Raw genomic sequence first — 23,984 nt, 5'->3', positions numbered from 1 at the left:
AAGGACCGCACGAGACGGATGCCTGACATGACCGAGATCATCGCCGCCGACATCGGTGGGACCAACGCCCGCTTTGCCAGGGCGACGCTGGACGAACGGGGCGTGCCGACGCTGGGCACGGTGCGCAAGTACAAGGTGGAGGAATATTCCAGCCTCGAGGCCTGCTGGACCGCGTTTGCGGAGGACGAGAAGAAGGACGGCGCGGGCGACCTGCCCGATTGTGCGTCCATCGCCTTTGCGACGGCCATCGGGCGGGACGTCATCAAGCTCACCAACAGCAATTGGGTGATCCGAGCCGACACGTTGGCGGAGGATATCGGCGTGCGCACCGTCCGCCTGGTCAATGATTTCGAGGCGGTCGCCTTCGCCGTGTCGCGCCTGCCCCCCGAGAACCTGCCACTCCTCTTCGGCGAAGACCGGCCCTTTCCCTATGACGGCGGTGTCACGGTGATGGGGCCGGGCACGGGCCTGGGCGTCGCGATGATCGCCTATGACAACGGTCATCCGCATGTCGTCGCGACCGAAGGCGGGCATCTCGATTTCGCGCCGCTCGACCATATCGAGGAGCGCATCCTTTCCTATCTGCGCGACAAGTTCCTGCGCGTCTCGACCGAGCGGATCGTGTCCGGGCCGGGCCTCAACTATATCTACAAGGCGCTGGCGACCATCGGCCATGAGCGCGTGGTGCTGATGGAAGACCCCGAATTGTGGCAGGCCGCGCTCGACGGCAGCGACCCCTTCGCCCGCCGCGCCCTCGAACGCTTCTGCATGTGCTATGGCTCGGTTGCGGGCGACCTCGCACTGGCGCATGGACCCCATGGCGTCGTGCTGGCCGGGGGCCTCACCCAGCGAATGAAGGATTTCCTGACGCAAAGCGGCTTCCACGCCCGCTTCAAGGCGAAGGGCCGGTTCGAAAGCCTGATGGCGACCGTTCCGATCCGCTGCGCCATCCACGACGAAATCGGGCTGTTCGGCGCCGCCGCCGCCTTTAGGGAGAAATAATGATGAGCGACCTGACCGTAGCGCAGGTGATGGAACTGGCCCCGGTGATCCCGGTGCTGGTGGTAGAACGGGTGGAGGACGCTCTGCCGATCGCACAGGCGCTGGTGAAGGGCGGCCTGCCCGCGCTGGAGGTGACGCTGCGCACGCCTGCCGCGCTCGACGTGATCCGGGAAATGAGCAAGGTCGAGGGCGCCGTGGTGGGCGCCGGCACGGTGCTGAACGCTGCCCAGCTCGACGCGGCGATGGAGGCGGGCGCGCGCTTCGCCGTCAGCCCCGGCCTGACCGAAGGGCTGGGCAAGGCCGCGATCGCGGCGGGCATCGCCTTCCTGCCGGGCACGGCGACGGCGGCGGATATCATGCGCGGCATGGACATGGGCCTTACCCATTTCAAATTCTTCCCGGCTGAAACCTCGGGCGGGCTTCCCGCGCTGCGGGCGTTGGCCGGTCCGTTCCATACCGCACGCTTCTGCCCCACCGGCGGGATCACGGCGGAAAGCGCGCCGCGCTGGCTGGCGGAACCGTTCATCAAATGCGTCGGCGGCAGCTGGGTCGTGCCCAAGGGGCCGCTCGCCCCCGCGAAGATCGAGGCGCTGGCGCGCGAGGCAGCGGCGCTGCCGCGCTGAACCGCCCATTGCGCCGGCGCACCGACCTGCCTAGATGCTCAGCATGATCACCCGCCGGCTGCTGCCCTCGCTCGCCCTGCTCCTGTCCGGCTGCGCCGGCGCGCATACGGACTATCCCTCGCTCGCCAAGCGGCCGATCGAGAGCGCGCCGATGGCGGAGGCGCCCCCGCCCCCCTCCCCCGTGGCGTCCGACCCGGCGCTCCGGACGGAGATCGACCGGCTGAGCGCGCAGGCGCAGGCCGGCGCCGCGACCTTCGACAAGGCCTATGAGGTTGCGGACAAGGCCGTGCGCGCCGCCGACGGCAGCGCGGTATCCAGCGACGCATGGGTCGCGGCGCAGACCAGCATCAGCGCGCTGGAATCCGCCCGCAACGACAGTGTGTCGGCGCTCGCCAGCCTCGACACGCTCTATGTGGAACGAAGCAACGCCATAGCTGACGGGAAGGCGAGCGGTGGCATCGACGATATCGACGCCGTGAGGGCAAGCGTTCTGGCCCTGGTGGACGGCCAGAACGACCGGCTCGACGCGCTGAAGGCGCGGCTGCCTCAGCCCTGATCAGCCTTGATCGCGCCCTTGTGCGCCTTCGCATTGTGGACATAGTGGTCCACGCCCTCGCGCATGTCGATGAGCGCCTCGTCGGGCAGGTCGCGCATGAACTTGGCGGGGCGGCCCGCCCATAGCTGGCGGTGCAGCACCGTCTTGCCGGGCGACAGCAGCGCCCCGGCAGCCAGCATCGCATCGCTCTCCACCGTCGCGCCGCTCATGACGATGGCGCCGAGTCCCACGAAGGCGCGATCGTGCAGCACGCAGCCATGGATCATCGCCATATGGCCGATCAGCACGTCATCGCCGATGATGGTCGGCCAGCCGTTCGGGCCGGACCGCTCGTCCACGCTGTCGCAATGAATCACGCTGCCGTCCTGGATGTTGGTGCGCGCGCCGATGCGGATGAAGTTCACGTCCGCGCGGACCACGCAATTATACCAGATGCTGGCATCCTCGCCGATCTCCACGTCGCCGATGATCCGGCATCCGGGGGCGACGAAGGCGCTGGGGTGGATCACCGGCGTCTTGCCGTTGAAAGGCAGGATGGTGACACCCGGATGATCGTTGCTGGTCATGTCTCTCTCCCTGTAGGCCGTGACGCTAATATTTGAGGATCGGCAGCACGCTGGCGTGGTCGTCGGTCCAGTCGGCAAAGCCGGCGCGCTCGCGCAGCTTCTGCCAGGCGCCGGGGCCGCCCAGCGCGGTCAGCCGCGCGAACATCGCAGGATCCTTCGACAGCGCGACCCATAGCGAGGCCGAGTAATGATGCTCGTCGTCGGCGCGGTCGGGCTTGTAATGGCGCAGCGCCGCCTGCCACCCGCCCTGCCGCGCCGCGGCGGCCAGCACCGGCTGCAAATCCAGATAGCGGTTGGAAATGTGGATCAGCAGCAGGCCGTTCGGCGCCAGATGCCGGGCATAGATTTCCATCGCCTCCCGCGTCAGCAGGTGCATCGGGATCGTGTCGGAGGAGAAGGCATCGACGACGAGGATGTCGGCGCTGCGTGCCGGCTCGCGCGACAGCACCATCCGCGCATCGCCCAGCGCGATGTCGGCATGAGGCTGGCAGCGCGACAGGAAAGTAAAATTGGCCGGGTTGCGGGCGATCCCCACCATGGCCGGGTCGATCTCGTAGAAGCGCCAGCGTTCGGCCGGACGGATGTAGCAGGCCAGCGTCCCCGCCCCCAGCCCGACAATGCCGACCCGCGCGTCCGGACCGTAGAAGGCGGACGCATGGCGCAGTGCCAGCCCGACGCCGGAATCGGGCGCATAATAGCTGGTGGCGTCGAGCGCGAGGTCGGGCCGCCGGTTCTGGACCCCGTGCAGGGTCGTGCCGTGGACCAGGATGCGCTGCTCCGGCCCGTTGTCGGCGACCATATAGACGCCGAAATAGCTGCGGGTCAGCATGCCGGGCTTCATCGCCTGCGCCATCTTCTCCCAGCCGCTGAGGCAGAGCATCAGATAGACCAGCAGGCCCGCGAACAGCAGGCGCCGGCCCACCGCCAGCACGCCCAGGCCGATGATGACGGTGAAGGCGAGCGCCTTCGTCTCGTCGGACTTCCAGGCATCGACCAGCAGCCCGTCGCCGATCATCGACAGGAACAGCCCGGCGATCAGGAAGATCGCCCCGCCCCAGATACGCCGCCGGTGCGTGCCCCACAGCCGCGCCGCGAGCCCGAACAGCGGGGGCCGGGCGGGAAGCAGCAGCGCGGATGCGGCGAGCAGGATCGGATATTCGAACGTCCAGTTGAACAGCAGCGGCGCGACCAGCGCGCAGAACAGGCCGCCCAGCATCCCGCCGACCGACATCACCAGATAGAAGCGGGTGAGGTGCGCGGGCTCGGGCCGCAGGTCGTAGAGATGGGCGTGCAGCGCCACCGACGCCACGAACAGCACCAGCAGCACGCCCGCCGCGATCAGCACCGGGAAGGCGGTGGCGCTGGTGAAGGCCATGCAGGCGCCGATCAGCAGCAGCAGCGGCGCGATCAGGTTCAGCGCCTCGGCCAAGCGCCGGCTGGCGGCGAAGGCGACGGTGAAGCTCAGCAGATAAAGACCCAGCGGCATCACCCAGAGCAACGGCATCGCCACCACGTCGGTGGTGAGGTGCAGGCTGGTGGACAGCATCAGGCCGGAGGGCACGGCGGCAAGCGCGGCCCAGTGCAGCATCGTCCGCCATGCCGGCGGCGGCGTGGTGGCGGCATCCGCCGGCTCGGCGGCGGCACCTTGCGCCGGCAGCGTCCGGGCGCAGGCATAGACCAGGAAGAACAGCGCCCCATAGGCGAGCGACCAGAGCAGGCTCTGCGCCTTGAGCGACAGCAGTGGCTCGACGATCAGCGGATAGGCGATCAGCCCCGCAAAGCTGCCAAGGTTGGACGCGGCATAGAGCGGATAGGGATCGCCCGCCCCGGTCGTGGCGAACCAGCGCTGGAGCAGCGGCGCCTGCGCCGCGACGATAAAGAACAGCGGCGCGATGGAGGCGCCGAGCAGCCAGAGCACCCAGACCGCGGGGTCGATCGCGGCGGACGGCTCCCAGGGGCGCAGGCCGATCGGCAGGAAGACCGCCGCCACCAGGAACAGCGCCAGGTGCACCAACGCCTGCCGCCGCACCGGCAGCCGACCCAGCCGGTCGGCATAGGCGTAGCCGGCGAGCAGCAGCGCCTGATAGACCAGCATCGCCGAATTCCAGACCGCCGCCGCGCCGCCCAGCCGCGGCAGCGCCATGCGCGCGATCATCGGCTGGACCAGGAAGAGCAGGAAGGAACCCGCGCAGATCGCGACGACGAAGCGGGTGCGGGTTCCGATCCGCATCAGCCGTTCATCAGCCGCGCGGCGTGGAGGGCATGATAGGTCAGGACGCCCGAGCACCCGGCCCGCTTGAAGGCCAGCAGCGTTTCCATCACCAGAGCGTCGCGGTCCCCCGCGCCCGCGGCGGCGGCGGCCTCGATCATCGCATATTCGCCCGACACCTGATAGGCGAAGACCGGCACTGCGAAGGCGTCCTTCACCCGGGCGATGATGTCCAGATAGGGCAGGCCCGGCTTCACCATGACGCTGTCGGCGCCCTCGGCCAGGTCCAGCGCCACCTCGCGCAGCGCCTCCTCGCTGTTGGCGGGGTCCATCTGGTAGCTCTTCTTGTCGCCCTTCAGCAGCCCACGCGATCCGACCGCGTCACGGAACGGGCCGTAGAAGGCGCTCGCATATTTGGCGGCATAGGCCATGATCTGGATATTGGCATGGCCTTCCTCCTCCAGCGCCTCGCGGATCGCGCCGACGCGGCCGTCCATCATGTCGCTGGGCGCGATGATGTCGGCGCCGGCGGCGGCCTGGTTCAGCGACTGGCCGATCAGCACGTCGATGGTCGCGTCATTGACGATATAGCCGCTCTCGTCGAGCAGCCCGTCCTGCCCGTGCGCGGTATAGGGGTCCAACGCGACGTCGGTCAGCACGCCGATGTCGGGCACCGCGTCCTTGATCGCGCGGATCGCCCGGCACATCAGATTGTCGGGATTGAGCGCCTCCGCCCCGTCGTCGCTGCGGCGTTCGGGCTGGGTGTTGGGGAACAGCGCGAGGCAGGGGATGCCTGCGTCGCGCGCCTCGCGGGCGCGCTCCACCATCCGGTCGACCGACCAGCGCGACACGCCGGGCAGCGAGGCGATGGGCTCCTCCACCCCCTGTCCTTCGGTGACGAACAGCGGCCAGATCAGGTCGCTCGGATGCAGCCGGTTTTCCGCATGCATGGCGCGGCTCCAGGCCGATGCGCGGGTACGGCGCAGGCGCAGCGCCGGATAGGGGGCGTGGGTCATGCCGGGGGTGTAGGGCGGGAGTGCGGGGGGATCAAGCGGCCCTCTGATGGATAGTGGACCTGTCGGGATCCGGATCGCGATTCCCGCTTGCCGCTTCCCTTCCACGGGGCTGGCCTCGCGCCGGCGTATCTGTTGCGTCCTGCCGCTGGCAGGAGGAATGCCATGCCGGAAGCCGCCGTCACCAGAAGGTGATCGAGGAAGCATCCGCGCCGGGCATGGACGAAACAACCCGCGCTGCCCTCTGCGACGCCGCCGCCGGGGCGGCAGAGGCGGTCGTTGGGCAATGGCTTGCCGGGTTTCGCCTGAACGCGGCAAGATCGCGCGCCGCCGCTGTTCTTCTCGACGGTGCGCCGATCACCATCAGCTTCGATCCCGCGCGATGGTACGGTCCTGACGCCTGATCCCTATGTTCTGGTCTCCGAAGGCGGACAGGTCTGGCAGTGATACTACTCAACTTAATTTCGGATCAGACGCTAAAGCGTCGGTCACGGCGGGTTATAGGCGCCGCAGCGCCTGCGCAGGCCGAGCCGACAGGACGGGCAGCGATCCCAGCATGCCGATGCCCAGTGTCAGCACCGAGCCAACCGCCAACGTGCCCAGCACTACCAGCCAGTCAGGGGCCCAATCGAAATCGAACAGGTCTATAATGACGTACGAGGCTGCGGCGATGCCGAGACCAAAGGCCAATATGGCAAGCAGCGCCGACAGCAGCGCATATTCCAATGCCTGCGCGCCCAATATCTGCCAGCGGGTCGCTCCGAGCATTTTGAGTATCACGCTGTCATAGCTGCGCGCCTGGCGCGACGCGGCGATTGCGCCGATGAGCACGGCAATGCCGGCCAGGATGGCGACCGATGCGGAAAGCAGGATCGCGGTCGCCATTTGGTCCAGGACATTGCGCACCTGGCCGATCACGTCGCTGACCGCGATGATCGATGCCGACGGAAAGGCCGCCAGCAAGGCGCGCGACACCGCCCCCTCGTGACGCACGTCCATGTCGATCGTGGCGGTCAGGCTGTGCGGGGCGGAAGCCAGCGCGCTGGGCGAGAAAACCAGCACATAGTTGAACCCCATCGTGTCCCAATTGACCTTCCGCAGCGACGCGATGCGCGCCTCGATCTCGCGCCCCAGCACACTCACGGTGATCGGATCGCCGACCTGCAGCGCCAGCACCTTCGCGGCCTGCTGGTCGAGTGACACCAAAGGCGGTCCGCTATAGCTGCTCGGCCACCACCGCCCGGCCGTCAGTTCGCTGCCCTGCGGCAAGACGTCGCTATAGGTCACGCCGCGCTCGCCGCGCAGGAACCAGGCGTCGTCCGGAATCACCTTCAGGTCCGATACCCGCTTGCCCCCATAAGCGGTAATCGTACCGCGCAGCGACGGCACGACGTTCAGCCGCGCCTCGGGAGCGATAGCGCGGACCATATCGGCGAACCGGCTGCGCCCTTCGGACGGGATGTCGAGTATGATCTGGTTGGGCGCCTTCTGCGGGACCGTGCGACTGATCTCGGCGCTCAGGCTCGTCTGGATCGCCGCCAGCGTCACGAACAGGGTCAGCGCGAGGCCAAGAGCGATGACCAGCGCCACGGTCTGCGCACCCGGCCGATGCAGGTTGGCAAGCGCGAGCCGCCATAGCGGCCTGCGCGGACGCGGCATGCGCGCCGCCAGCCGCCGAATGGCCGATCCGATAGCTAGCAGCAGTAGCAGCACGGCCGCGACCGATCCCAGCACCATGCCTGCAAACAGGGTGTCGCGCGCCGTCGCCAGCGCGAGCGCCGCTATAAGCGCCGCCGCCACCGCGACGACGATCATAGTCTGCCGGTCGATCGTCGCACGGCTCTCCACCAGGCCGCGAAACTGCGCCGCCGCCGGCTGCGTGCGCGCACGCGCCAAGGGCGGCAGCGCAAAGGCGACCGCAATCAGCAAACCATAAGCCGCGCTCGTCAAAAGCGGGATCGGAAATATTCCGAAGCCCGGCGCGACGGGCAACAGATCGCGGGCCAGCGCGACCAACGCGATCGGGAGAAGCGCACCCAATAGCAGTCCGCCTGTGACGGCCAGCAGCGCGACTGCACCGATCTGCAACAAATAGATGCGCGCGATATCGCCCGATGTCGCTCCCAGGATCTTGAGCGTCGCGATGCTGTTGCGCTTCAAGGCCAGGTAGGAGGACACGCCATTGCTGACGCCGATCCCCGCGATCACCAGCGCGGCGAGACCGATCAGCGACAGGAACTGCCCCATTCGCTCGAAGAAGCGGGAGGCGCCCGGTGCCGCCCGGTTGCGGTCCTTATACTCCCAACCGGCGGAGGGGAAACGCGCCTTCAACCGATCGATGACCTTGTCCGGATCGGCGCCCGCGTTCAGGCGAACGCGATATTTGGTTTTGTACAGGGCGCCTGGCTGAATCGACCCGGCTCGCTTCAGCCCTTCCAGAGAGACAATCGCGACTGGCCCCAAGGTGAAACCCTCACTGACCCGGTCGGGCTCGTCGGCAATGATTCCCACCACATGGAAGGATGCTTCGCCGTAGCGCAGCGTGTCGCCGGGCCGCACTAACAGCCGTTCGGCCAGCGCCCTATCGATCAGCACCGCGTCGGGCGCTAGCGACCGGTAGGCGCCCCCGCTCTCCAGGGTCAGCGCGCCATAGAGCGGATAGCCGCCATCGACCCCCTTCAACTCGGTGAGCACCGCGTCTGGCGCATTGCCGCGTCCGGGACCCCGCGCCATCGCGCGGGTGCGAATGGTGTCGCTGACCTGTCCCAGCGCGGCGAGCGCGGCATGTTCGGACGCACTCGCCTGCCGCTGAGTCATAGCCACCTCGATATCGCCGCCCAGTAGCGTCCGGCCGCGCGCCGACAGTTCACCAGTGATCGCGGCGGTCAGGCTGCCGATTGCCGCCAGCGTCGTGACGCCGAGCCATAGGCACAGGAACAAGAGTCTGAGGCCGCGGAACCCGCTATGCAGGTCGCGCCGGGCGATCCGCCAGCTTGATCCCCAGCCAAGTTCACCCGCCTGGGCACGCGTCATGCCACGCGATCCGACACGATCCGGCCATCGCGCATTTCCAGGATGCGATCGCATCGATCGGCAAGCGTTGGATCATGGGTGATCATCAGCAAGGTCGCCCCTGCCGCTGCCTGCCGCGCGAACAGCAGTTCAATGATCGTGCCGCTGGTCCCGGCATCCAGATTGCCGGTAGGCTCGTCGGCGAACACGATGTCCGGCCGTCCCGCAACGGCCCGGGCGATGGCCACGCGTTGCTGTTCTCCTCCGGAAAGTTGCACCGGGTAATGATCCATCCGATGACCAAGGCCCACTGCCGCAAGTTCCGCCTCGGCGCGCGCGAACGCGTCAGGTGCGCCGGCCAGTTCCATCGGTACGGCCACATTCTCCAATGCTGTCATCGTCGGCAACAGGTGGAAGCTTTGCAGCACTATGCCGATCCGCCCGCGCCGGGCGCGCGCCAATGCATCCTCATCCAAGCCGCGATAGGATATGCCCGCGACCATGACATCGCCGGTGCTCGCCTGCTCCAGACCGGACAGGATCGCCATCAGCGAGGACTTGCCCGAGCCCGAGGGCCCCAGGATGCCGACGCTCGATCCACTGGCTATATCGAGATCGATCCCTTTCAAAATCTGGGTCGGCGCTTCACTGGTTCCCAACGTCAGCGTGACATTGCGTGCACGGATTGCGATATCGGCGTCCGCTGTGATGGGCATTGCTGGAGGTTCCGTTCGTGACGATCAGGATTTTTCCATATGTAGCGGCGGCGCTGATGCTCCAAGCGCTGGCTGGCTGCTCGGACAAAAATAGTGCCGACAATGCCGCGGCGAGCCCCCAGGCCAAGGTCGATGCCGCACCCGCCACCACCCCGGCTGCCGACGGCAAGCTGATCCTTGCGTTCGGAGACAGTCTGTATGCCGGCTATGGTGTCGGCCCGAACGAAAGCTTTCCGGTCAAATTGCAAGCGGCGCTGATGAAGCGCGGTATCTCCGCCAGCGTCGTCAACGCCGGCGTCTCGGGAGACACGAGCGCCGCGGGCCTCAACCGCCTCGCTTTCACGCTCGAGGGCCTTCCTCGCAAGCCCGATCTCGCCATGATCAACCTGGGCGGCAACGACATGTTGCGTGGCATCGATCCTGCGGAAACCCGAGCGAACCTGACCGAGATATGTGAGGAACTTCATAAGAGGGGCATCCCGATCGTGCTGACCGGCATGGTGTCTGCGCCCAATATGGGGCGCAACTATGCCGAGCGCTTCAACCCTATATATGCTGAGCTGGCCCGGAAATTCGGGGCCGCGCTTTACCCCTTTTTCCTGGAGGGTGTGATCACCGACCGTGCGCTGATGCAAGCGGACAGCATCCACCCGAACCCCAAGGGCGTCGACATCATCGTCGGCAAGGTGGCGCCTCTGGTCGTGTCAAAGCTTGAATCGAAGTGATCCTTCTCGAAGCGCGCCGGATAATGCTTGATCGGATGGGGAGGCAGCGATGACGAAAACAAACAAGCCGTGGAAGGGAGACAGGTCCGCAAATGGCTGAAGCGCGGCTCGAAACATCGAGGCTGGATCAGACGGCGGGCGGCGGCGACCATCGAAACCAGAAGCGGCCGGTCCGCACCTTTAGCCCGCACTATTCATGAGGCCTCCGCTCCGGGTTCGTGCGAGCATGGTTTGTCGGTCGTCGGGTGATCAGAGCAAGCTCCTCCGGCGGTTTTTTTCACCGCGTCAGGATCGATGGGCTTTTCGAGGTTGAAGGACGAGGGCTCGGGCTTTGGGCGGCACTGCCGCGCTGGTTATGTGGGTGCCGGCCGGAGGCCGGTGGCAATGGTTCTGAACAGGCTGGCATCGGGACAGGCTGACGCGAAGGCGACGCGGATGCGCGTAGCGGTTTCGATGACGCGGGCGGCGACCTTGAGCAACCGCAGGCGCAGCGTTGCGAACTCGGCGGTGGCGAGCGCGGCAGCCTTCGGGATTTCCTGCTGGATGCGCCACACGAGCCAGTAGGCGGCGGTGTGCAGGATGAGGCGCATCTGGTTGGCATTGGCTGAGCGGCACGAGGTACGATCGCTGGCAAGCTGGGTCTTGTGGCGCTTGATCAGGTTCTCGGCGTTGCCGCGCGCGCAGTAGAGGGTGTCGTAGATATGCTCAGCCGAACCTTCGGCCAGCGAGGTGACGACATAGCGGATGTCCATGCCCAGCGTGCTGGCCTCGATCCGGGCGACGACGCGGCGCTGGCACTTCCAGCTCTTCGCGCCGTAGCGGGTCTCGGCATAGTTGCGCAGGACCGGATATTGGCGCTGAGCCCGCTTAACCGCGCAGGCATCGGCGGCAGCGACGATTTCGGGATCAGCACGCAGCGCGGCGTTGGTCGGCAGGCCGAACACGTAGTCGACGCCGGCCGCCTCGCAGAAGGCCATGACCTCGGGCCGGCCATAGTGCCCGTCGCCGCGGATGGTGATGTGCGTTTCGGGCCAGTGCCGGCGCAGATGGCGCACCAGGCGCCGGATGTGGCCGGCAGCTTCGGCGCCCGACGGTGTCTTGCCGGTGCGCAGCAGCATCGCCACCGGTCGGCCGGTGGCAGTGTCGTAGACATGGATCGGCAGGAAGCAGCGCTCGCCATGATGCCCGTTCCAGAAGGAGAGCTGCTGATAGCCATGAACAACGTCACAGGTGTCATCGATATCCAGCGTCACCGCCGCCGGCGCGGCGGGGTAGCTGGTGCAGTAGATGTCGATCATCGCGGCCATCATCCTGGCCAGTTCGCGTGTGGTCGGCGCATTTTCCCACCGGCTCATCGTCGGTTGGCTGGCCAGCCCCGCGCCCGATCCCGGCAGCTTGCCCAGCGCCAGACGGAAGCCCGGATCGTCGCGCAGAGCGTCGAGATCATCGGCGTCTTCATAGCCGCAGGCGATCGCGAACACCCGGGCACGCAGGATGTCATCAAGGCGATGGATCACCCGCACAGGGTCCCGCGGATCGGCAATGCAAGCCGCAAGCCGCCGGCAAAGCCCCATCGCGCGCTCGGCCTGTGCCAGCAGCAGAACACCGCCATCCGAGGTGAGCCGACCTCCGTCGAACGCGGCTGTGATCTTCTTGCGCCCGATCGCTGGAAACGAAAATCCCGGCGCGCTATCATCGCTCCCGGCGGGTGTGGCCCGTGGCATAAATTGCCTCGCTGCAGGACTGGTCTAGACACCCATTTTCCTACATCAAAGCAATCGCTTACACCACTCCCGCCAACCCTGCTGACTGAGCCCGATGAATAAGCCGGGTTAGGAGGCAAAATCGGCAGCTGGGCGACCGCCGATGGTCGATTTCGGAAAGCGTCGCGCTCACATCATTTCTTGGTTCGGCCGCAGCGGCTGCAGAATGATATCGGCAAGAGCCGATTTCCCGACTTGGAATGCAACCTGATACTCTGGATCGTCCACCATTGCCTTGAACGTGGAACGGTTCGGATATTGGACCAGTAGGACGGCATCCCATCCCTTCTCTTCACCGGCAGTCAGCACTGGCAGCCCGTTGCCGCGGAAGACAATGCTTGCCCCGAACCGAGCCAGGATCGGCTTAGCCATGCGCAGATATTCCAGATGGCGCTCCCGGCCGCCATCGGGCGCAAAGCGCAGCAGGTTCAGCATCACAACGGGCCCATCGTCACTGTCGGCCAGAAAGGTTTCAAACGCGTCAGGTGAAAGAGTAATCATCTATTTTTCCTCTGATGTGGGAGCCGAACCGAAATCGTCGCTCCTCACATAGCCGCCGCTCCTGCCAGAATCCGTCAGCATCGCGCGCCAGTCGCGATCCTGTTCTCGCCACTTCGTCACAAGCGCTTGGCGACGTCCGGGGTATCGCTCGTCCGAGATAGTCGTCACCTGAACGCGATCGACACGGAAATGACGAAAAGCCGATCGGCGTTCGCACCAAGCGGCCAAGACACGCACTTCGTCGAAATAGACGATGGCGATCGGCCAGATGGTGCGATCCGACGTTGCGCCTTTCGCGTCCTGATAGCTGATCCGGACCTTGCACTGTCGGCGGACTGCATCGCGCAGCAGGGCAACCTGTGGGGGGTCGGCACGCCGGGACACCGAGGCCGCTGCAATGAGCGAGGGCTGCGCATGGTCTATCACTGCGCCGCTGCGCTTCGCGGACAGGATTTTTGCCAATGCGCTCTCGCTGGACTGCGCCAATGCGGGATCGGCCCGGGCTTGTACCCAGCCCAAGCCAAGTATCAGGACATCCAGTTCTTCTGGTGAGAAGGCGAGTTGCGGCAGAAAAAAACCTCCCCGCAATTCATAACCAACGCCAGCCTGACCCTCAATCGGCGCCCCCATAGAGCGTAAAGTCTCGATGTCCCGGTAAATGCTGCGCTGTGAAACAGCCAACGCGTCTGCAAGGTCGAGCGCCGTGACCGGCATCCTGCGGGTATGTAGCACTCCAAGCAATTCGATTAGGCGACTTGTTCTCGACATATATCTGGCCCTGATCTTCGCCTTTGTTCATATGTCAAACAGATTGTCTCCTACCAGTGCGAAGAGGCCGCTACGCAATATCGGCTTGGGTAGCAGCCGTCATTCCAAACGCAAATCTGAGCGATTGGACCTGGTCGGTTGATGCCGATAAAGCGGAACGTCTGCTGCTGGGCATGGAAAATCAGGCGCTAAGCCTCCGGCTTGGATCGCCAGCTGCCGGATACCGGATGGTCTGCACGTCGGCAGCGAAATTGAAGAGTTGAGCGGTTTGGACGGGTCGTGGGAAGACGAAAACATTATCCACCGGTCCTACCCAACTTATTCATCTCCCAAGATTCAGGCGCGGCATTCAGTAGGCCGATTGTGCTTCTTGCCGGCCTTGGACGCCTCTGCGGCGCACGCCCTTTGGATCACTCCTAGATGCCAGCACCAGCGTGACAATCCAGCCTGCAACCGCCGCTCCACCCAGCCACAGGAGGAAGGCGGCGGCATCGCCATATAGGAGGAAAGCCATGCCCGGGAGCAAGGCCAAGAAGGAAAGCAGCCGACGCACGGTCTCGCGATGCCCCGCCCCCCTGCGAGCGGCGCGGCGGCGCTTCGGATCGCCAAGGCCGAGGAACAGGACGAAGCTGGCCGAGAACAGGATTGCCGCGAGGGTGAGCAGAGTCATCATTCTGCCGGTTGCAACGCGACGGATTGACGCGGCGCGCTCGCCTTGCCGCGCAATTGCCAAAGCAGCCACCCGCCCGCGAGCAGGAAGGCGATGTCGAGCGTGACGATGATCGGCTGGCCGGCGGCAAGCGCCGTGCGCCAGCCGGGACCTCCGGTCAGGAGGCGTAGCGGCGGCAGCAGGACAAACAATGTGCCTGTCGCGCCGTGCAACCATAGGCGGAACCGGGCGGCGCTGGGCGCGATCGCGCCTGCCCCGATCGCCAGCGCCGCGCCGATGAGGAAGCCCGCCGGCGTCCACCAGGTCGCGCTGCCCAGCGGCATTGCGAGAAGGAAGGCGGCGGCGGAGGCGCCGAGCGCAAAGGGCAGGCCGAGGCCCACGATCATGTTGGTTCGCTCCAGCCAGGCAAAGGAGCGCACACCTCCCTCCCGCCGGACGAGCCAGAGGCGAATGCCGGTATAGGTGACATAGCACATCGCAAAACCGAGCCCGAACCAGATCGCCTTGGACAGCAGCCCGGCGAAATTGCCGAAATGGAGCGGCGACATGATTGCGGCGAGCGTACCGCCGGCCGAGGGCTTCGGGCCGATCAGCGGCTTTTCCTGGAGAAATCGGGCGGTCGCGCCGTCATAAAGCAGCGACATGGGCGCAATCGCGCCGGACCGTGGCGGATGATAAGTCGTGACCTTCGCGTCTGCCCGGCCGAAATTCTCGATCGTGACGAAGGTCGGAATCGCGCCGGCGCGCGCAATGGCGTCGGCATTGATGCGGTCCATATTGCCGATCGCGGCTAAACGCGGATCGGGCTTGCCGGGGTTGCCATAGACAGCCTCCGTCAATGCCTGCACATTGCCGCCGAACGCCGCCATCGCCACCACCGGAACGCCGATCGTGCCGAAGAAGGAGAAGAAGCTGCCGGTAAAGGCGAGGACGAAGGCGAAGGGCAGGCTCCATGTGCCGGCGACGCTGTGCGCGTCGCGGTTCGCCAGCACGGCGCTGCCCGATCGGCGCAGGGTGAAGATGTCCTTGAAGAGGTGGCGGTGGATGAGCAGGCCGGAGATGGCTGCGACCAGCATCGAGAGGCCCAGGATTCCGGTCAGCAGCAGGCCCCAGGGATTGGGGACGTGCAGCCGGACATGGGTGTCGACCAGAAAGGCGCTCAGCGCGTTGTCGTTGCGCGCGCCATAGACATCTTCATTGGTACCTACCTGGCGGTGGATCACGCGGCCATCCTGCCCCACGACATAGAAGAGGCCGCGACTGATGAGTTCGCCGCCGTCCATCTCGTGCCGGTGGAAGAAGAGGCCGAGATCATGGTCGCCGGTCTCGAACAGGTCGACCGCTTCGCGATATTTGGCCGGGGTTTCCGCCCCCAGCCGGCGTAGCGTGTCGGCCATGGGGCGTTCGAACGCGGACTGGGTCGCGACATGGCCGGCCGACCATGCGCCGATCTCCTCGGCAAACACCGCGGCGGTGCCGGTCAGCACCACGGCATAGAGCAGCAGCCCGAGCAGGATGCCCGACCAGCCATGCACCGCGACCATCGCTTTGGTCTCTTGCTTGGGGAGGTGGATCATCGATGGGCCTCCGTGGACGCCGGGCCTTTATCGAGGAATTTGTGGGCGATAAGGGCAGAATGGACGAGCAGCAGCCCCAAGGCAACGGTCGCCACGCGCGCCAGGCTGCGGTCGAGGCAGGCGTGGAAGAAGAGGCCCGCCCAGAGGAGCGGCGCGAGGATGAGCGGCAGCACCAGATTGTCGATCCCCGCCGCCCCGCCCGGCAGCCACAGCGCCATGCCGGCCATCACGACCAGCGCGATCAGCACCGCGCCCGGCCCGGCGAAGGCGATCCTGATCCAGCGGCGCGACGTGACGGTCATCCTCTCTCCCTCCCCGCTCAATATCTGAGGCTGATCGTGCCCAGGATGGTGCGCGGCGCGCCATAATAGCCCTGGTCGTAATTGAGCGCGGTCAGATATTTGGCGTTGGTGACGTTTTTCAGGTTCGCGCTGATCTGCAGATTGTCGGTCAGCTTGTAGCTGGCGAGCAGATCGAGCAGCGCATATTTGGGCTGGGTGACGCGGATCGGTGCGCCGGTGGTGATCGAGACGGTGCCGGGTTCGAGATAGATTTTGCTTTGATATTGCACCGCCGCGCCGACCTTCAACGCCGGGAGCGCAGGCGGCGAGTAAGTGAGCGTCAGGCGGCCGAGCTGACGGGGCACGAAGGTGCGGACCGGCTCATCATCCTCGCCGCGCACGCGCATGATGGTGTAGCCGCCGGTCGCCTGAAGCCCCGGCGCGAGCAGGCCGGCGAACTCGAATTCGATCCCCTGCGACTTCGCGTCGACACCGCGATAGATGGTCTGGCCGATGGTCTCGTCGAAACCGGCGGATTCGGCGGTGTTCTTCTGCCGCGCCTGGAAGATGGCGAGGCTGGCGTTGAGGCGGCCGCCCATCCATTCGCCCTTGAAGCCCGCCTCGATATTGTCGCCCTTGATCGGGTCGATCAGTTCGCGATTGGCGGTCGTTTGGGTCTGGGGATTGAAGATGGTGGCGAAGCTCGCATAGGCGCTGATGCTCTGGGTTAGGTCGAGCGTCGCGCCGACGAAGGGCAGGAAGCGGGTCCAGTCATAGGCCATGTTCGCGCCGTAGGAGAAACCTTCGCTGGTGGCGTGGGTAAGATTGCCGCCGAGCATGAGCTTGAACGGATCGGCGAGGCTCAAGCGGATGAGGCCGTAGCCGGTCTCGCGCTTGGTCGTGCGGTCGCCGCTTTCAAGGAAGTTGGTGTTGAAGACGGTCGGGAAGTTCGGCTCGGGCGTGTTGCCGCTCAACACGTCGTCGATCGACAGTTCGAGATTGATCGCGCCATAATCATAGCCCGATGTCTGAATATAACGCTGGGCGCTGCGGTTGACGCCGAACATCAGGTCATGCTCGCGCCCGAACAGCGCGACCTTGCCCGCGACATAGGCGTCGATGGTGAGGTTGCGGGTTTCCGCCCGGAACGCGCCGGGATAGCTGCGGATATTGCCGCCCTTCACGCTTTCCGCCGGATCGATCCCGTCTGCGAAGGCTGCGCTCGGATTGCCATAGACGTAGAAGAGCCGGTCATCCTCGCTGACGGCGCGGCGCACCACCGTCAGCTTGGCGTGCCAGTCATCGTTGAAATGATGGACGATATCGCCGAAAATCTGGCGGTCGATGACGTTCCAGCCCGCCCAGTCGGGGCCGCTATTGGCCGATCGCGGCAAGTCTATGCGGGTGCCGTCGGTATAATAGAGCGGCAGCGCCCCCCAGGTCGCGCCGCGGCTATGATGGTCCTGATGGCCATAGCCGACCGTGACGGTGGTCTGCGGGCCAAGATCGGCCTCCACGATGCCATAGCCGGTCCAGCGACGCAGGCCGTAGCGGTCGAGATAGCTGTCCTCATCCAGATAGGCGCCCACAGCGCGGGCGCGGATGCTGCCGTCCGAGGTGATCGGCACGCTGACGTCCGCATCGAGGCGCAGATGGTCGTAGGAGCCATATTGCGCGCTGCCGCTCGCCTGGAAGGTCTTGGTAGGGCGCTTGCGGATGAAGTTGACGACGGCGGACGGGTTGCCGGTGGAAGAGAGCAGCCCCGGCGCGCCGCGTACCACGTCGATATGATCGTAGATGGCGGTGTCGATCGAGCCGGTCTGCACCTCGAACGCGAAGGGCAGGCCGATGCCGTCGATCTGGAAGGTCTGGATGTCGAAGCCGCGCGCCGAATAATAGATGCGGTCGGTTTCCTGCGCCTGCACCTGAACGCCGGGCACGGTTTTCAGCAGGTCGTTGATGTCGTTGAGCTGGAAATCCTGGATCTGGGCGCGGGTGACGACGCTGACCGACTGGGGCGTTTCGCGCTGCGAGAGCGGGAAGCGCATCGTCGTGGTCTGCTTCCTGACCGCATAATCATCCTGCCCCTCGGTCCGCTCACCGGTGACGATGATCTCGGTATCGCCCGGCGCGGCGGGGGCTTCGGCAGCCGGGACGGCGGCGGCGGTGGCGGCGAGGATGGTCAGCAAGGCAGGCATGAGAGAGCGGGTTCCCCTTTTCGGTTTTTTCGCTGCCTAGTCATGCGCGTCCGATTCTGCAAGTCATTTGCAATAGCAGATTACATGCGCTGCATTCTCTTGAGCCGGAAGACTACGAACCTCCTTTTCCGTTCGTCAAACTCAGCCGATCAATCTTGGGGGTGCTGGAGCCAGCCCCCTCCTGTCGAGGGTTGCAGGGTTGCGCTAACTCACGCCGCGTGTTTGTGGCGATAGGACGGGTCTGACCCTTGATCTGCTGGGTCGTGTCCCACGGGGTGGTGTAGGAACCGTCGATCCACGGGAGGGTCGGGTTTGGGTCAGGCAGCTTGGGCTGGCAGGCTGACGATGGGATTATGGCTCACCGAGCCGAGGGTTTCCAGCGTCATGTAGCGGCGCGATACGGCCCACTCATCGTTTTGCTCCAGCATGAGCGCTCCGACGAGGCGGACGACGGCGGCGTCATTCGGGAATATGCCGATGACATCGGCCCTTCGCTTGATCTCCTTGTTCACCCTTTCCAGCGGATTTGTGGACGCGATCTGCGCCCAGTGGTCCTTCGGGAAGGTCATGTAGGCCAGCACGTCCTCACGTGATGCGTCCATCATGTCGGCGAGCTTGGGGAACTTTTCGCGCAGGGCATCGGCGACCTGTTCCCACTGCTGGTGCGCCGCCTCGGCAGTCTCCTGCGCGAAGATGGTCTTGATCATGGCGATGACCGCCGGTCGCTGTTTGGGTGCGGCATGGGCCAGCGCATTGCGCATCCAATGAACACGGCAGCGCTGCTGGCTTGCGGCAAACACCTTGCTGGCAGCGGCGCGCAGCCCTTTGTGGTCGTCGGCGATGACCAGCTTCACCCCGCGCAAGCCGTGATCCGCCAGCGAACGCAGGAAAGCTTTCCAGAAGGGCTCGGCTTCCGATGGGCCGGTGGCGACGCCCAGCACCTCGCGCCGGCCATCGGTGTTGTCGCCCACCGCGATTATCGCCGCCGTCGAGACGATCCGACCGCCTTCGCGTTCCTTGAGGTAGGTGGCGTCGATCCACAGATAAGGCCACTCGCCCTCGATCGGCCGCGTGAGGAAGGCGTTCACCCGCTCGTCGATCTCGGCAACCAGACGGCTCACCTGGCTCTTTGAAACACCGCTGGCGCCCATTGCCTTTACCAGATCGTCGACCGAGCGGGTTGAGACGCCGTGGACGTAAGCCTCCTGTATCACCGCGGCCAGTGCCTTCTCCGCCGTGCGGCGCGGCTCCAGAAAGCTCGGGAAGTAGCTGCCCTTCCTGAGCTTGGGGATCGCCAGATCGATCCGCCCGGCGCGCGTATCCCAGCCCCGCTCGCGGTAGCCATTGCGGTGGTTGAGCCGCTCACGGCTGCGAGACCCGCAAGGGACACCCGTCTTCGCTTCGATCTCCAGATCCATCATGCGCTCGGCGGCAAAAGCCAGCATCTCGCGCACCAGATCGCTATCAGCCCCTTGCTCGATCAGCTCGATCAGGGCCATTCTGTCATCGGTCATCCTCGTCTTCTCCAGGTTCGAGTTCGCATCCGAACCCTACCAGAAGATCGACGGTGGCTACCCCCTCAGGGCAACCTTCCTACAACACCCCGTGAGACACGTCCCGATGATCAACGTTCACGAAGCATGGCTCAGAGGAATGATTGCCGCCGCAAGTGCAGCCCACCTCAGTCGTAATGAATCTAATTGGTAACGCTTGACGGTCCCCTATGTGCCTCGACGGCAAGTGCGATCCCCCAAGACGTGAGCATGATCTCGTCTTTCTTGCGAGGTCATGTAGAGCGAATATGGCCAGTATCTGCCGCAGTTTCTGCATGCGGAGGCACGCTGTATGCTGGCCGATCGTGACTTTATCGACGGTCATCTTGAACGGGCGGAAACCGCATTCGGCCGCCAACGAGCTACGGAGGCCACGATTGCCGCGCGCTCGAATGAGAGTTCCTCCCTAATTGTAGCCTTCGCTGGTATATCGGCGTCACTCTCGATGTCGAAGCGCTTCAATCCCCGAGCTAATTCAAGCCGCCAAAGCCATTTGCCGTGCCAGTCGCCATCACGCGGGCTGTATCCGCAACTGATCCATCGAGCGATGTTTACCAACCCTACTCTCGCCAAGCGATGCGGTGAGCTTCGCCCATTGGCTGCACCGATCGGTTTTCGCAACCGGCTCTTCAATCTTCGAGTGCGTCCTGATCGCGTCTTGGCAGAATGTGCTTCCGCCGCGTTATCTGGTTGCTTTCGTACCATCAGCAACGCGGCCCCTCAGGCCGGTTATGAGAGCTCATCGCGGTTCAGTCGCGAATATGCCCGGGCCTTTGGCGCGTTTCCCAGGTGCGATGTCACCCTCCAGCAAGTCATGCGTTCCCAGCCGCCCGGCCGGTCGCGGCTAGGAAGTGCAGGGCTGGCTAGCCGATCCAGCGGCTGTGAAGTCGGTTGCCGATGCAGATCTTTCGCGACCTTCAGCGCCCCGGCCAGATGCCCAAGAAGGTTTGCACGATGCCCCGCAGCCCGGTCTCGTCCATACCGCTGGCGGCTGCCACCAGAAGCCCGTCGGTCGTTGCCTTCAGCGTCAGCGCAAGGTGGCGCGCTGAGATCGACGTCGGAAAATCCCCGTCGACTGCGGCTTGTTCGAAGCGAGCGACCAGCCTGTCGCGCCAATAGAGGCCTCGCTGCGTCACGAATTCCCTGATGCTCTCGTCACCGGGCGCGTGACTTAGAGAGTGGACAATGCCCATGCTCCCCTTGGGGTCGGCGGTGTTCGTCTGTAACGCGATCGTGCCGTCCAAAAGATGTTCGGCCACGCCGCGGGCAGTCGACTGCTCGAGTGCGTCGATCATGTATGCTGTCTTCTCGCGCTCATAGAGATCCATGACCTTGCGAAACAGATCCTCCTTGTCGCCAAAGGACGCGTACATGGTAGCGCGGCTGATCCCCATCGCCTGGATGAGTGTGCCAATGCTGGCACCGGCATAGCCATGTCGCCAGAACACGCGCATTGCCGCCACCAGCGCGGCCTCGGCATCAAACTGGCGCGGGCGTCCCCGCGCGCGGCTCGCATCGTCGTCTTTGGTCACAGTTGCCTCAAACAGAATTGATTTTTGGAACGATCGGTATATCCAAGAATTCTGGAACGACCGGTCTAGCCTCAACGAGGTCGCTCTTAGCCCGGCTACCCGCAACGAGAAAGGTGATTATGTCTTACACTCCTCAGGAAGAAGCCAATCTGCGCCTTGTCACCGAGGCCCTCGAAAGTGCCTCCCAGGACTTCACAAAATTCTTCGAGGCCATCTTTGCCCCTGACGTCGAATGGACAATCGCGGGACATGGGCCGGTTGCCCGGACGTACCGAGGCATGAAGGATCTATTCGACAATGCCGAAGCGGCCCTGTTCGCGCGCTTCGCTGAGCCACTTGCAATCAAAACTCGCGGCGTGTGGGCGGACGGAACCGAGGTTTTTGCGAGGATAGACAGCAGCAGCCGAGCCATTGACGGCAAACCATATAAGAACGGCTACATGTACATCATGACGCTCCAGGACGGCAAAGTCGTCTCGGGGATCGAGTGGCTCGACCTGAACGCATATTATGAGATTCTGGACAGGGTTGAGCTGTGACTCCCTACGCCGCCCAGCTCCCTTGTTGCCCCTCCGGGATTATTGGCTCTTGGAAGGGCAGCTCTGGTCATCGTGGCGCGAGGAAGTTGCAAATCCCTTGCGGCACTCGCGAAATTTCCACGCTCGACGATCCGGACAAAGAGCCGCATGGTTTCGGAGCGATCCATGGCGACCAGATGCGATCTCGGACGTCTTTAGCGACCAGGCCAGGCGTCGAGGCCGATGTCCACCAAGGCATCGAGGTCATCGGCGTTTGCTTCGATTATCCTGAGCGCTCGACACCGACAACCAGCTCGCGCAGATTGCCATGGTGCGTGCCGGGTTCGGCATCGGCGTATTACAGGACCCGATCGCAATCCGCGACCCGGGGGCTCGAGCCTGTTTTGCCGGATCTGTTCACCGCCGATCTTCCGGTCTGGATCGCCATGCATGAGGATCTGAGCCCGTCGCATCCGAACCGTCTTTGACGCGCTGGTCTAGGGCATGACGGCGCACGTCAGGGCAGCGGAAAATCCGGCGCACCGGTGAACGGAGCAGGGCGATCCATTTTCACTCCGTCGAAACTCGACTTCCTTTGCCGCGTCGCGAAGGTCGTCGCCCAAGCGGCGGACACGAAGCGGGAATGCCGGCGCCCGTTCTCCATGTTCAATGGCAAAACCGGCACACAGCCGCAGTCAAGACGGCTGGCTGCCGCCTCGAGCCGGATTTGCGAGCTTGATGGTCTTTTCGAATGTCAGCCGGGATAGCGCCATTCCCCTGCGGCCGCTTGAAGGCCATCAAGCAGGGAACGAACGCGCGATGGCGTGTGGCGCCGCTCAAGTCGAACAGCGTGGATCGACGTCTCCTCTCCCCGCCACTCGCGCAGCAGTTCGACGACAAGTCCGTCCCGCAAAGGGCCCAGACCGATCCAGGCTGGTATCCACGCCAGCCCCAAGCCAACGCGCATCATCGACCAGATCGCGCCCAAATCCTCCACCACGATCCGCGGCCGCGGAAGGTGTCGAAACAGAGCGCCGGTGGCCGGATCGACAAATTGCCATGGCATGACGCGCCCCGAGCCGGGATCGCGAAAGCCGATCTGGTGGTGCGCGTCGAGATCCGCTGGCGATTGCGGGGTACCCATGATCTCCACATAGCGCGGCGTGGCGCACAGCACCCAAGGGAAGCTCCCCAGCGGGGTTGAGACGACGTTCGCATAGCCGGCGAGCGAGCCGAACCGGATCGCGATATCGATGCCCTCGGCAGCTAGATCGAGTGTGCCATCATCGACCTTGAGCTCAAGTTCGATATCCGAATTCGCACGCAGAATACCGGGGACCTGCCGCGCCAGTCTGGCGCGTATGAGCGGCGCGGGGGCGCTCAACCGAATGCGCCCGCCCGACCCACTCGACTTTGCATGATCGAGGGTCGCCTCCAGCCTCTCGGCCTCCCGGAGAAGGTCCCGTGTTCCCTCAAGGAGGCGTTCGCCCTCTGGTGTCAGCGAGATTGCGTGCGTGGTGCGATGGAGAAGCCGCACGCCGTTCGCCTTCTCGAAGCGTGCAACAGCTTTGGATAGCGCTGAGGTTGTCGTGCCTGCCCGCCGCGCGGCCTCCGCGAAGGATCCGGCCTCTACCACCCGCGCGAAGTGAAGCAGGTTCAACAGGCGCTGGAAGTTGGGCGGTGTGGACATGATGGCAACTCTATCCTGCTTTCGTCCTCTCTACACGATCCTTGTGGCCATCGCGATAATGGCTTGGGTCAGAACTGGAGGTGCATAGTGACACAAGCAAACGAGCTCGAAGATGCTGCTCTTGAAGAGGCGACGCAGGCGATCGGCGAAGGGCCCGTCGTCATGGTCAATCTCATCCGATTCCGTGACACGCCCAATTACGCCCACGATTTTGCGGAGGTTAAGCCGGACTCGCGGAGCGGCTACTACGAAGGATATGTCGGTGGGTTCTACGCGGCATGCGAAGAGGTCGGCGTGACGCCGCAACTCGTTTATGCCGGGCAGCGAATCCACAGTCTCCTGGCTGGCCCTGACGACAATTGGGACGACATCGTCGTCGTGCGCTACGAGAGCTTTGCCGATCTCCGGGCGATATTGGATAGCGACGTGTACGCCTGTCGCGCGAAACCGCATCGGTTCGCCGTAGTCGCCGACTGGCGCTTCATCGCGACGAGGACACGTTGACCTGATG

General features: G+C 64.7%; 23 protein-coding genes. 8 read left to right on the top strand and 15 right to left on the bottom strand.

Going from position 1 to position 23,984, the window contains the following annotated elements; translation table 11 throughout:
- Positions 1–18: 18 nt before the first annotated feature.
- Genes glk through M529_RS39060 form a run of 3 tightly spaced genes read left to right on the top strand, consistent with a single transcriptional unit; the run spans position 19 to position 2,181 of the window.
- Positions 19–1,002, top strand: coding sequence for a glucokinase (glk, locus tag M529_RS39070; RefSeq protein ID WP_021318715.1), 984 nt, complete (start codon positions 19–21; stop codon positions 1,000–1,002).
- Between the two features lie 2 nt (positions 1,003–1,004).
- Complete coding sequence (gene eda, locus M529_RS39065) at positions 1,005–1,625, top strand: bifunctional 4-hydroxy-2-oxoglutarate aldolase/2-dehydro-3-deoxy-phosphogluconate aldolase (protein WP_031295125.1); 621 nt, start codon at positions 1,005–1,007, stop codon at positions 1,623–1,625.
- A gap of 43 nt (positions 1,626–1,668) precedes the next feature.
- Positions 1,669–2,181: a hypothetical protein gene (locus tag M529_RS39060; protein WP_031295124.1), complete on the top strand. Its 513-nt coding sequence runs from the start codon at positions 1,669–1,671 to the stop codon at positions 2,179–2,181.
- Here M529_RS39060 and M529_RS39055 read toward each other — a convergent pair.
- Genes M529_RS39055 through hemB form a run of 3 tightly spaced genes read right to left on the bottom strand, consistent with a single transcriptional unit; the run spans position 2,172 to position 5,972 of the window.
- Positions 2,172–2,747, bottom strand: coding sequence for a gamma carbonic anhydrase family protein (locus tag M529_RS39055; protein WP_021318712.1), 576 nt, complete (start codon positions 2,745–2,747; stop codon positions 2,172–2,174). The genes M529_RS39060 and M529_RS39055 overlap by 10 nt on opposite strands.
- A 25-nt stretch (positions 2,748–2,772) precedes the next feature.
- Positions 2,773–4,977: a fused MFS/spermidine synthase gene (locus M529_RS39050; RefSeq protein ID WP_021318711.1), complete on the bottom strand. Its 2,205-nt coding sequence runs from the start codon at positions 4,975–4,977 to the stop codon at positions 2,773–2,775.
- Positions 4,977–5,972 (bottom strand): porphobilinogen synthase, encoded by a 996-nt coding sequence (gene hemB / locus M529_RS39045; protein WP_021318710.1) that lies wholly within the window; start codon positions 5,970–5,972, stop codon positions 4,977–4,979. Before hemB ends, M529_RS39050 begins: the two co-directional genes overlap by 1 nt.
- Positions 5,973–6,160: 188 nt before the next feature.
- On the opposite strand from hemB, the gene M529_RS49920 reads away from it, so the two are divergent.
- Entirely contained in the window at positions 6,161–6,373 is a 213-nt protein-coding gene (locus tag M529_RS49920; RefSeq protein WP_021318709.1) for a hypothetical protein, read from the top strand.
- A gap of 94 nt (positions 6,374–6,467) precedes the next feature.
- Here M529_RS49920 and M529_RS39035 read toward each other — a convergent pair whose 3' ends face one another.
- Both M529_RS39035 and M529_RS39030 read right to left on the bottom strand, forming a co-directional pair.
- Positions 6,468–9,002 (bottom strand): ABC transporter permease, encoded by a 2,535-nt coding sequence (locus M529_RS39035; RefSeq protein WP_021318708.1) that lies wholly within the window; start codon positions 9,000–9,002, stop codon positions 6,468–6,470.
- The gene (locus M529_RS39030) at positions 8,999–9,697 is read right to left on the bottom strand and encodes an ABC transporter ATP-binding protein (protein ID WP_021318707.1); all 699 of its coding nucleotides are present in this window, start codon (positions 9,695–9,697) and stop codon (positions 8,999–9,001) included. Before M529_RS39030 ends, M529_RS39035 begins: the two co-directional genes overlap by 4 nt.
- 56 nt (positions 9,698–9,753) lie before the next feature.
- Between M529_RS39030 and M529_RS39025 the strand changes: the two genes are divergently transcribed.
- The gene (locus M529_RS39025; protein WP_051184068.1) at positions 9,754–10,422 is read left to right on the top strand and encodes an arylesterase; all 669 of its coding nucleotides are present in this window, start codon (positions 9,754–9,756) and stop codon (positions 10,420–10,422) included.
- A gap of 353 nt (positions 10,423–10,775) precedes the next feature.
- Here M529_RS39025 and M529_RS39020 read toward each other — a convergent pair whose 3' ends face one another.
- The 9 genes from M529_RS39020 to M529_RS38990 all read right to left on the bottom strand — a co-directional run bounded on the left by M529_RS39020 (position 10,776) and on the right by M529_RS38990 (position 21,265).
- Positions 10,776–12,146: an IS1380 family transposase gene (locus M529_RS39020; RefSeq protein WP_020817822.1), complete on the bottom strand. Its 1,371-nt coding sequence runs from the start codon at positions 12,144–12,146 to the stop codon at positions 10,776–10,778.
- Between the two features lie 168 nt (positions 12,147–12,314).
- A complete protein-coding gene (locus tag M529_RS39015) occupies positions 12,315–12,686 on the bottom strand; it encodes a DUF1330 domain-containing protein (protein WP_021318705.1) in 372 nt (123 codons plus the stop codon).
- Positions 12,687–13,454: a helix-turn-helix transcriptional regulator gene (locus tag M529_RS0124840; RefSeq protein ID WP_051184065.1), complete on the bottom strand. Its 768-nt coding sequence runs from the start codon at positions 13,452–13,454 to the stop codon at positions 12,687–12,689.
- Between the two features lie 349 nt (positions 13,455–13,803).
- Complete coding sequence (locus M529_RS0124835; protein ID WP_051184064.1) at positions 13,804–14,127, bottom strand: hypothetical protein; 324 nt, start codon at positions 14,125–14,127, stop codon at positions 13,804–13,806.
- Positions 14,124–15,701, bottom strand: coding sequence for a PepSY-associated TM helix domain-containing protein (locus tag M529_RS39010; RefSeq protein WP_021318702.1), 1,578 nt, complete (start codon positions 15,699–15,701; stop codon positions 14,124–14,126). The genes M529_RS0124835 and M529_RS39010 overlap by 4 nt, the downstream gene beginning before the upstream one ends.
- The gene (locus tag M529_RS39005) at positions 15,698–16,003 is read right to left on the bottom strand and encodes a hypothetical protein (protein ID WP_021318701.1); all 306 of its coding nucleotides are present in this window, start codon (positions 16,001–16,003) and stop codon (positions 15,698–15,700) included. Before M529_RS39005 ends, M529_RS39010 begins: the two co-directional genes overlap by 4 nt.
- A gap of 17 nt (positions 16,004–16,020) precedes the next feature.
- Positions 16,021–18,180, bottom strand: a complete 2,160-nt coding sequence (locus tag M529_RS39000) for a TonB-dependent siderophore receptor (protein ID WP_021318700.1) — start codon at positions 18,178–18,180, stop codon at positions 16,021–16,023.
- Between the two features lie 317 nt (positions 18,181–18,497).
- Positions 18,498–19,694 carry an IS256 family transposase gene (locus M529_RS38995; RefSeq protein WP_021316599.1) on the bottom strand — a complete coding sequence of 399 codons (1,197 nt, stop codon included), beginning with the start codon at positions 19,692–19,694 and terminating at the stop codon, positions 18,498–18,500.
- A gap of 956 nt (positions 19,695–20,650) precedes the next feature.
- Positions 20,651–21,265 carry a TetR/AcrR family transcriptional regulator gene (locus M529_RS38990; protein ID WP_021318699.1) on the bottom strand — a complete coding sequence of 205 codons (615 nt, stop codon included), beginning with the start codon at positions 21,263–21,265 and terminating at the stop codon, positions 20,651–20,653.
- A 119-nt stretch (positions 21,266–21,384) separates the two neighbouring features.
- Between M529_RS38990 and M529_RS38985 the strand changes: the two genes are divergently transcribed.
- On the top strand, positions 21,385–21,804 hold the full coding sequence (locus M529_RS38985; RefSeq protein ID WP_021318698.1) for a nuclear transport factor 2 family protein: 420 nt from the start codon (positions 21,385–21,387) through the stop codon (positions 21,802–21,804).
- Positions 21,801–22,271 carry a hypothetical protein gene (locus M529_RS50065; RefSeq protein ID WP_236617700.1) on the top strand — a complete coding sequence of 157 codons (471 nt, stop codon included), beginning with the start codon at positions 21,801–21,803 and terminating at the stop codon, positions 22,269–22,271. The genes M529_RS38985 and M529_RS50065 overlap by 4 nt, the downstream gene beginning before the upstream one ends.
- A gap of 266 nt (positions 22,272–22,537) precedes the next feature.
- Here M529_RS50065 and M529_RS38980 read toward each other — a convergent pair whose 3' ends face one another.
- The gene (locus M529_RS38980; RefSeq protein WP_021318697.1) at positions 22,538–23,473 is read right to left on the bottom strand and encodes a LysR family transcriptional regulator; all 936 of its coding nucleotides are present in this window, start codon (positions 23,471–23,473) and stop codon (positions 22,538–22,540) included.
- 87 nt (positions 23,474–23,560) lie between these two features.
- Between M529_RS38980 and M529_RS38975 the strand changes: the two genes are divergently transcribed.
- Positions 23,561–23,977, top strand: a complete 417-nt coding sequence (locus M529_RS38975) for a hypothetical protein (RefSeq protein ID WP_021318696.1) — start codon at positions 23,561–23,563, stop codon at positions 23,975–23,977.
- The last annotated feature ends 7 nt before the right edge of the window (positions 23,978–23,984 follow it).

Origin of the sequence: Sphingobium ummariense RL-3, from assembly GCF_000447205.1 — a bacterium.
Classification (GTDB): domain Bacteria; phylum Pseudomonadota; class Alphaproteobacteria; order Sphingomonadales; family Sphingomonadaceae; genus Sphingobium; species Sphingobium ummariense.
Note: the sequence above shows the minus strand (reverse complement) of the source record. Positions and strands in the feature narration are given on the sequence as shown.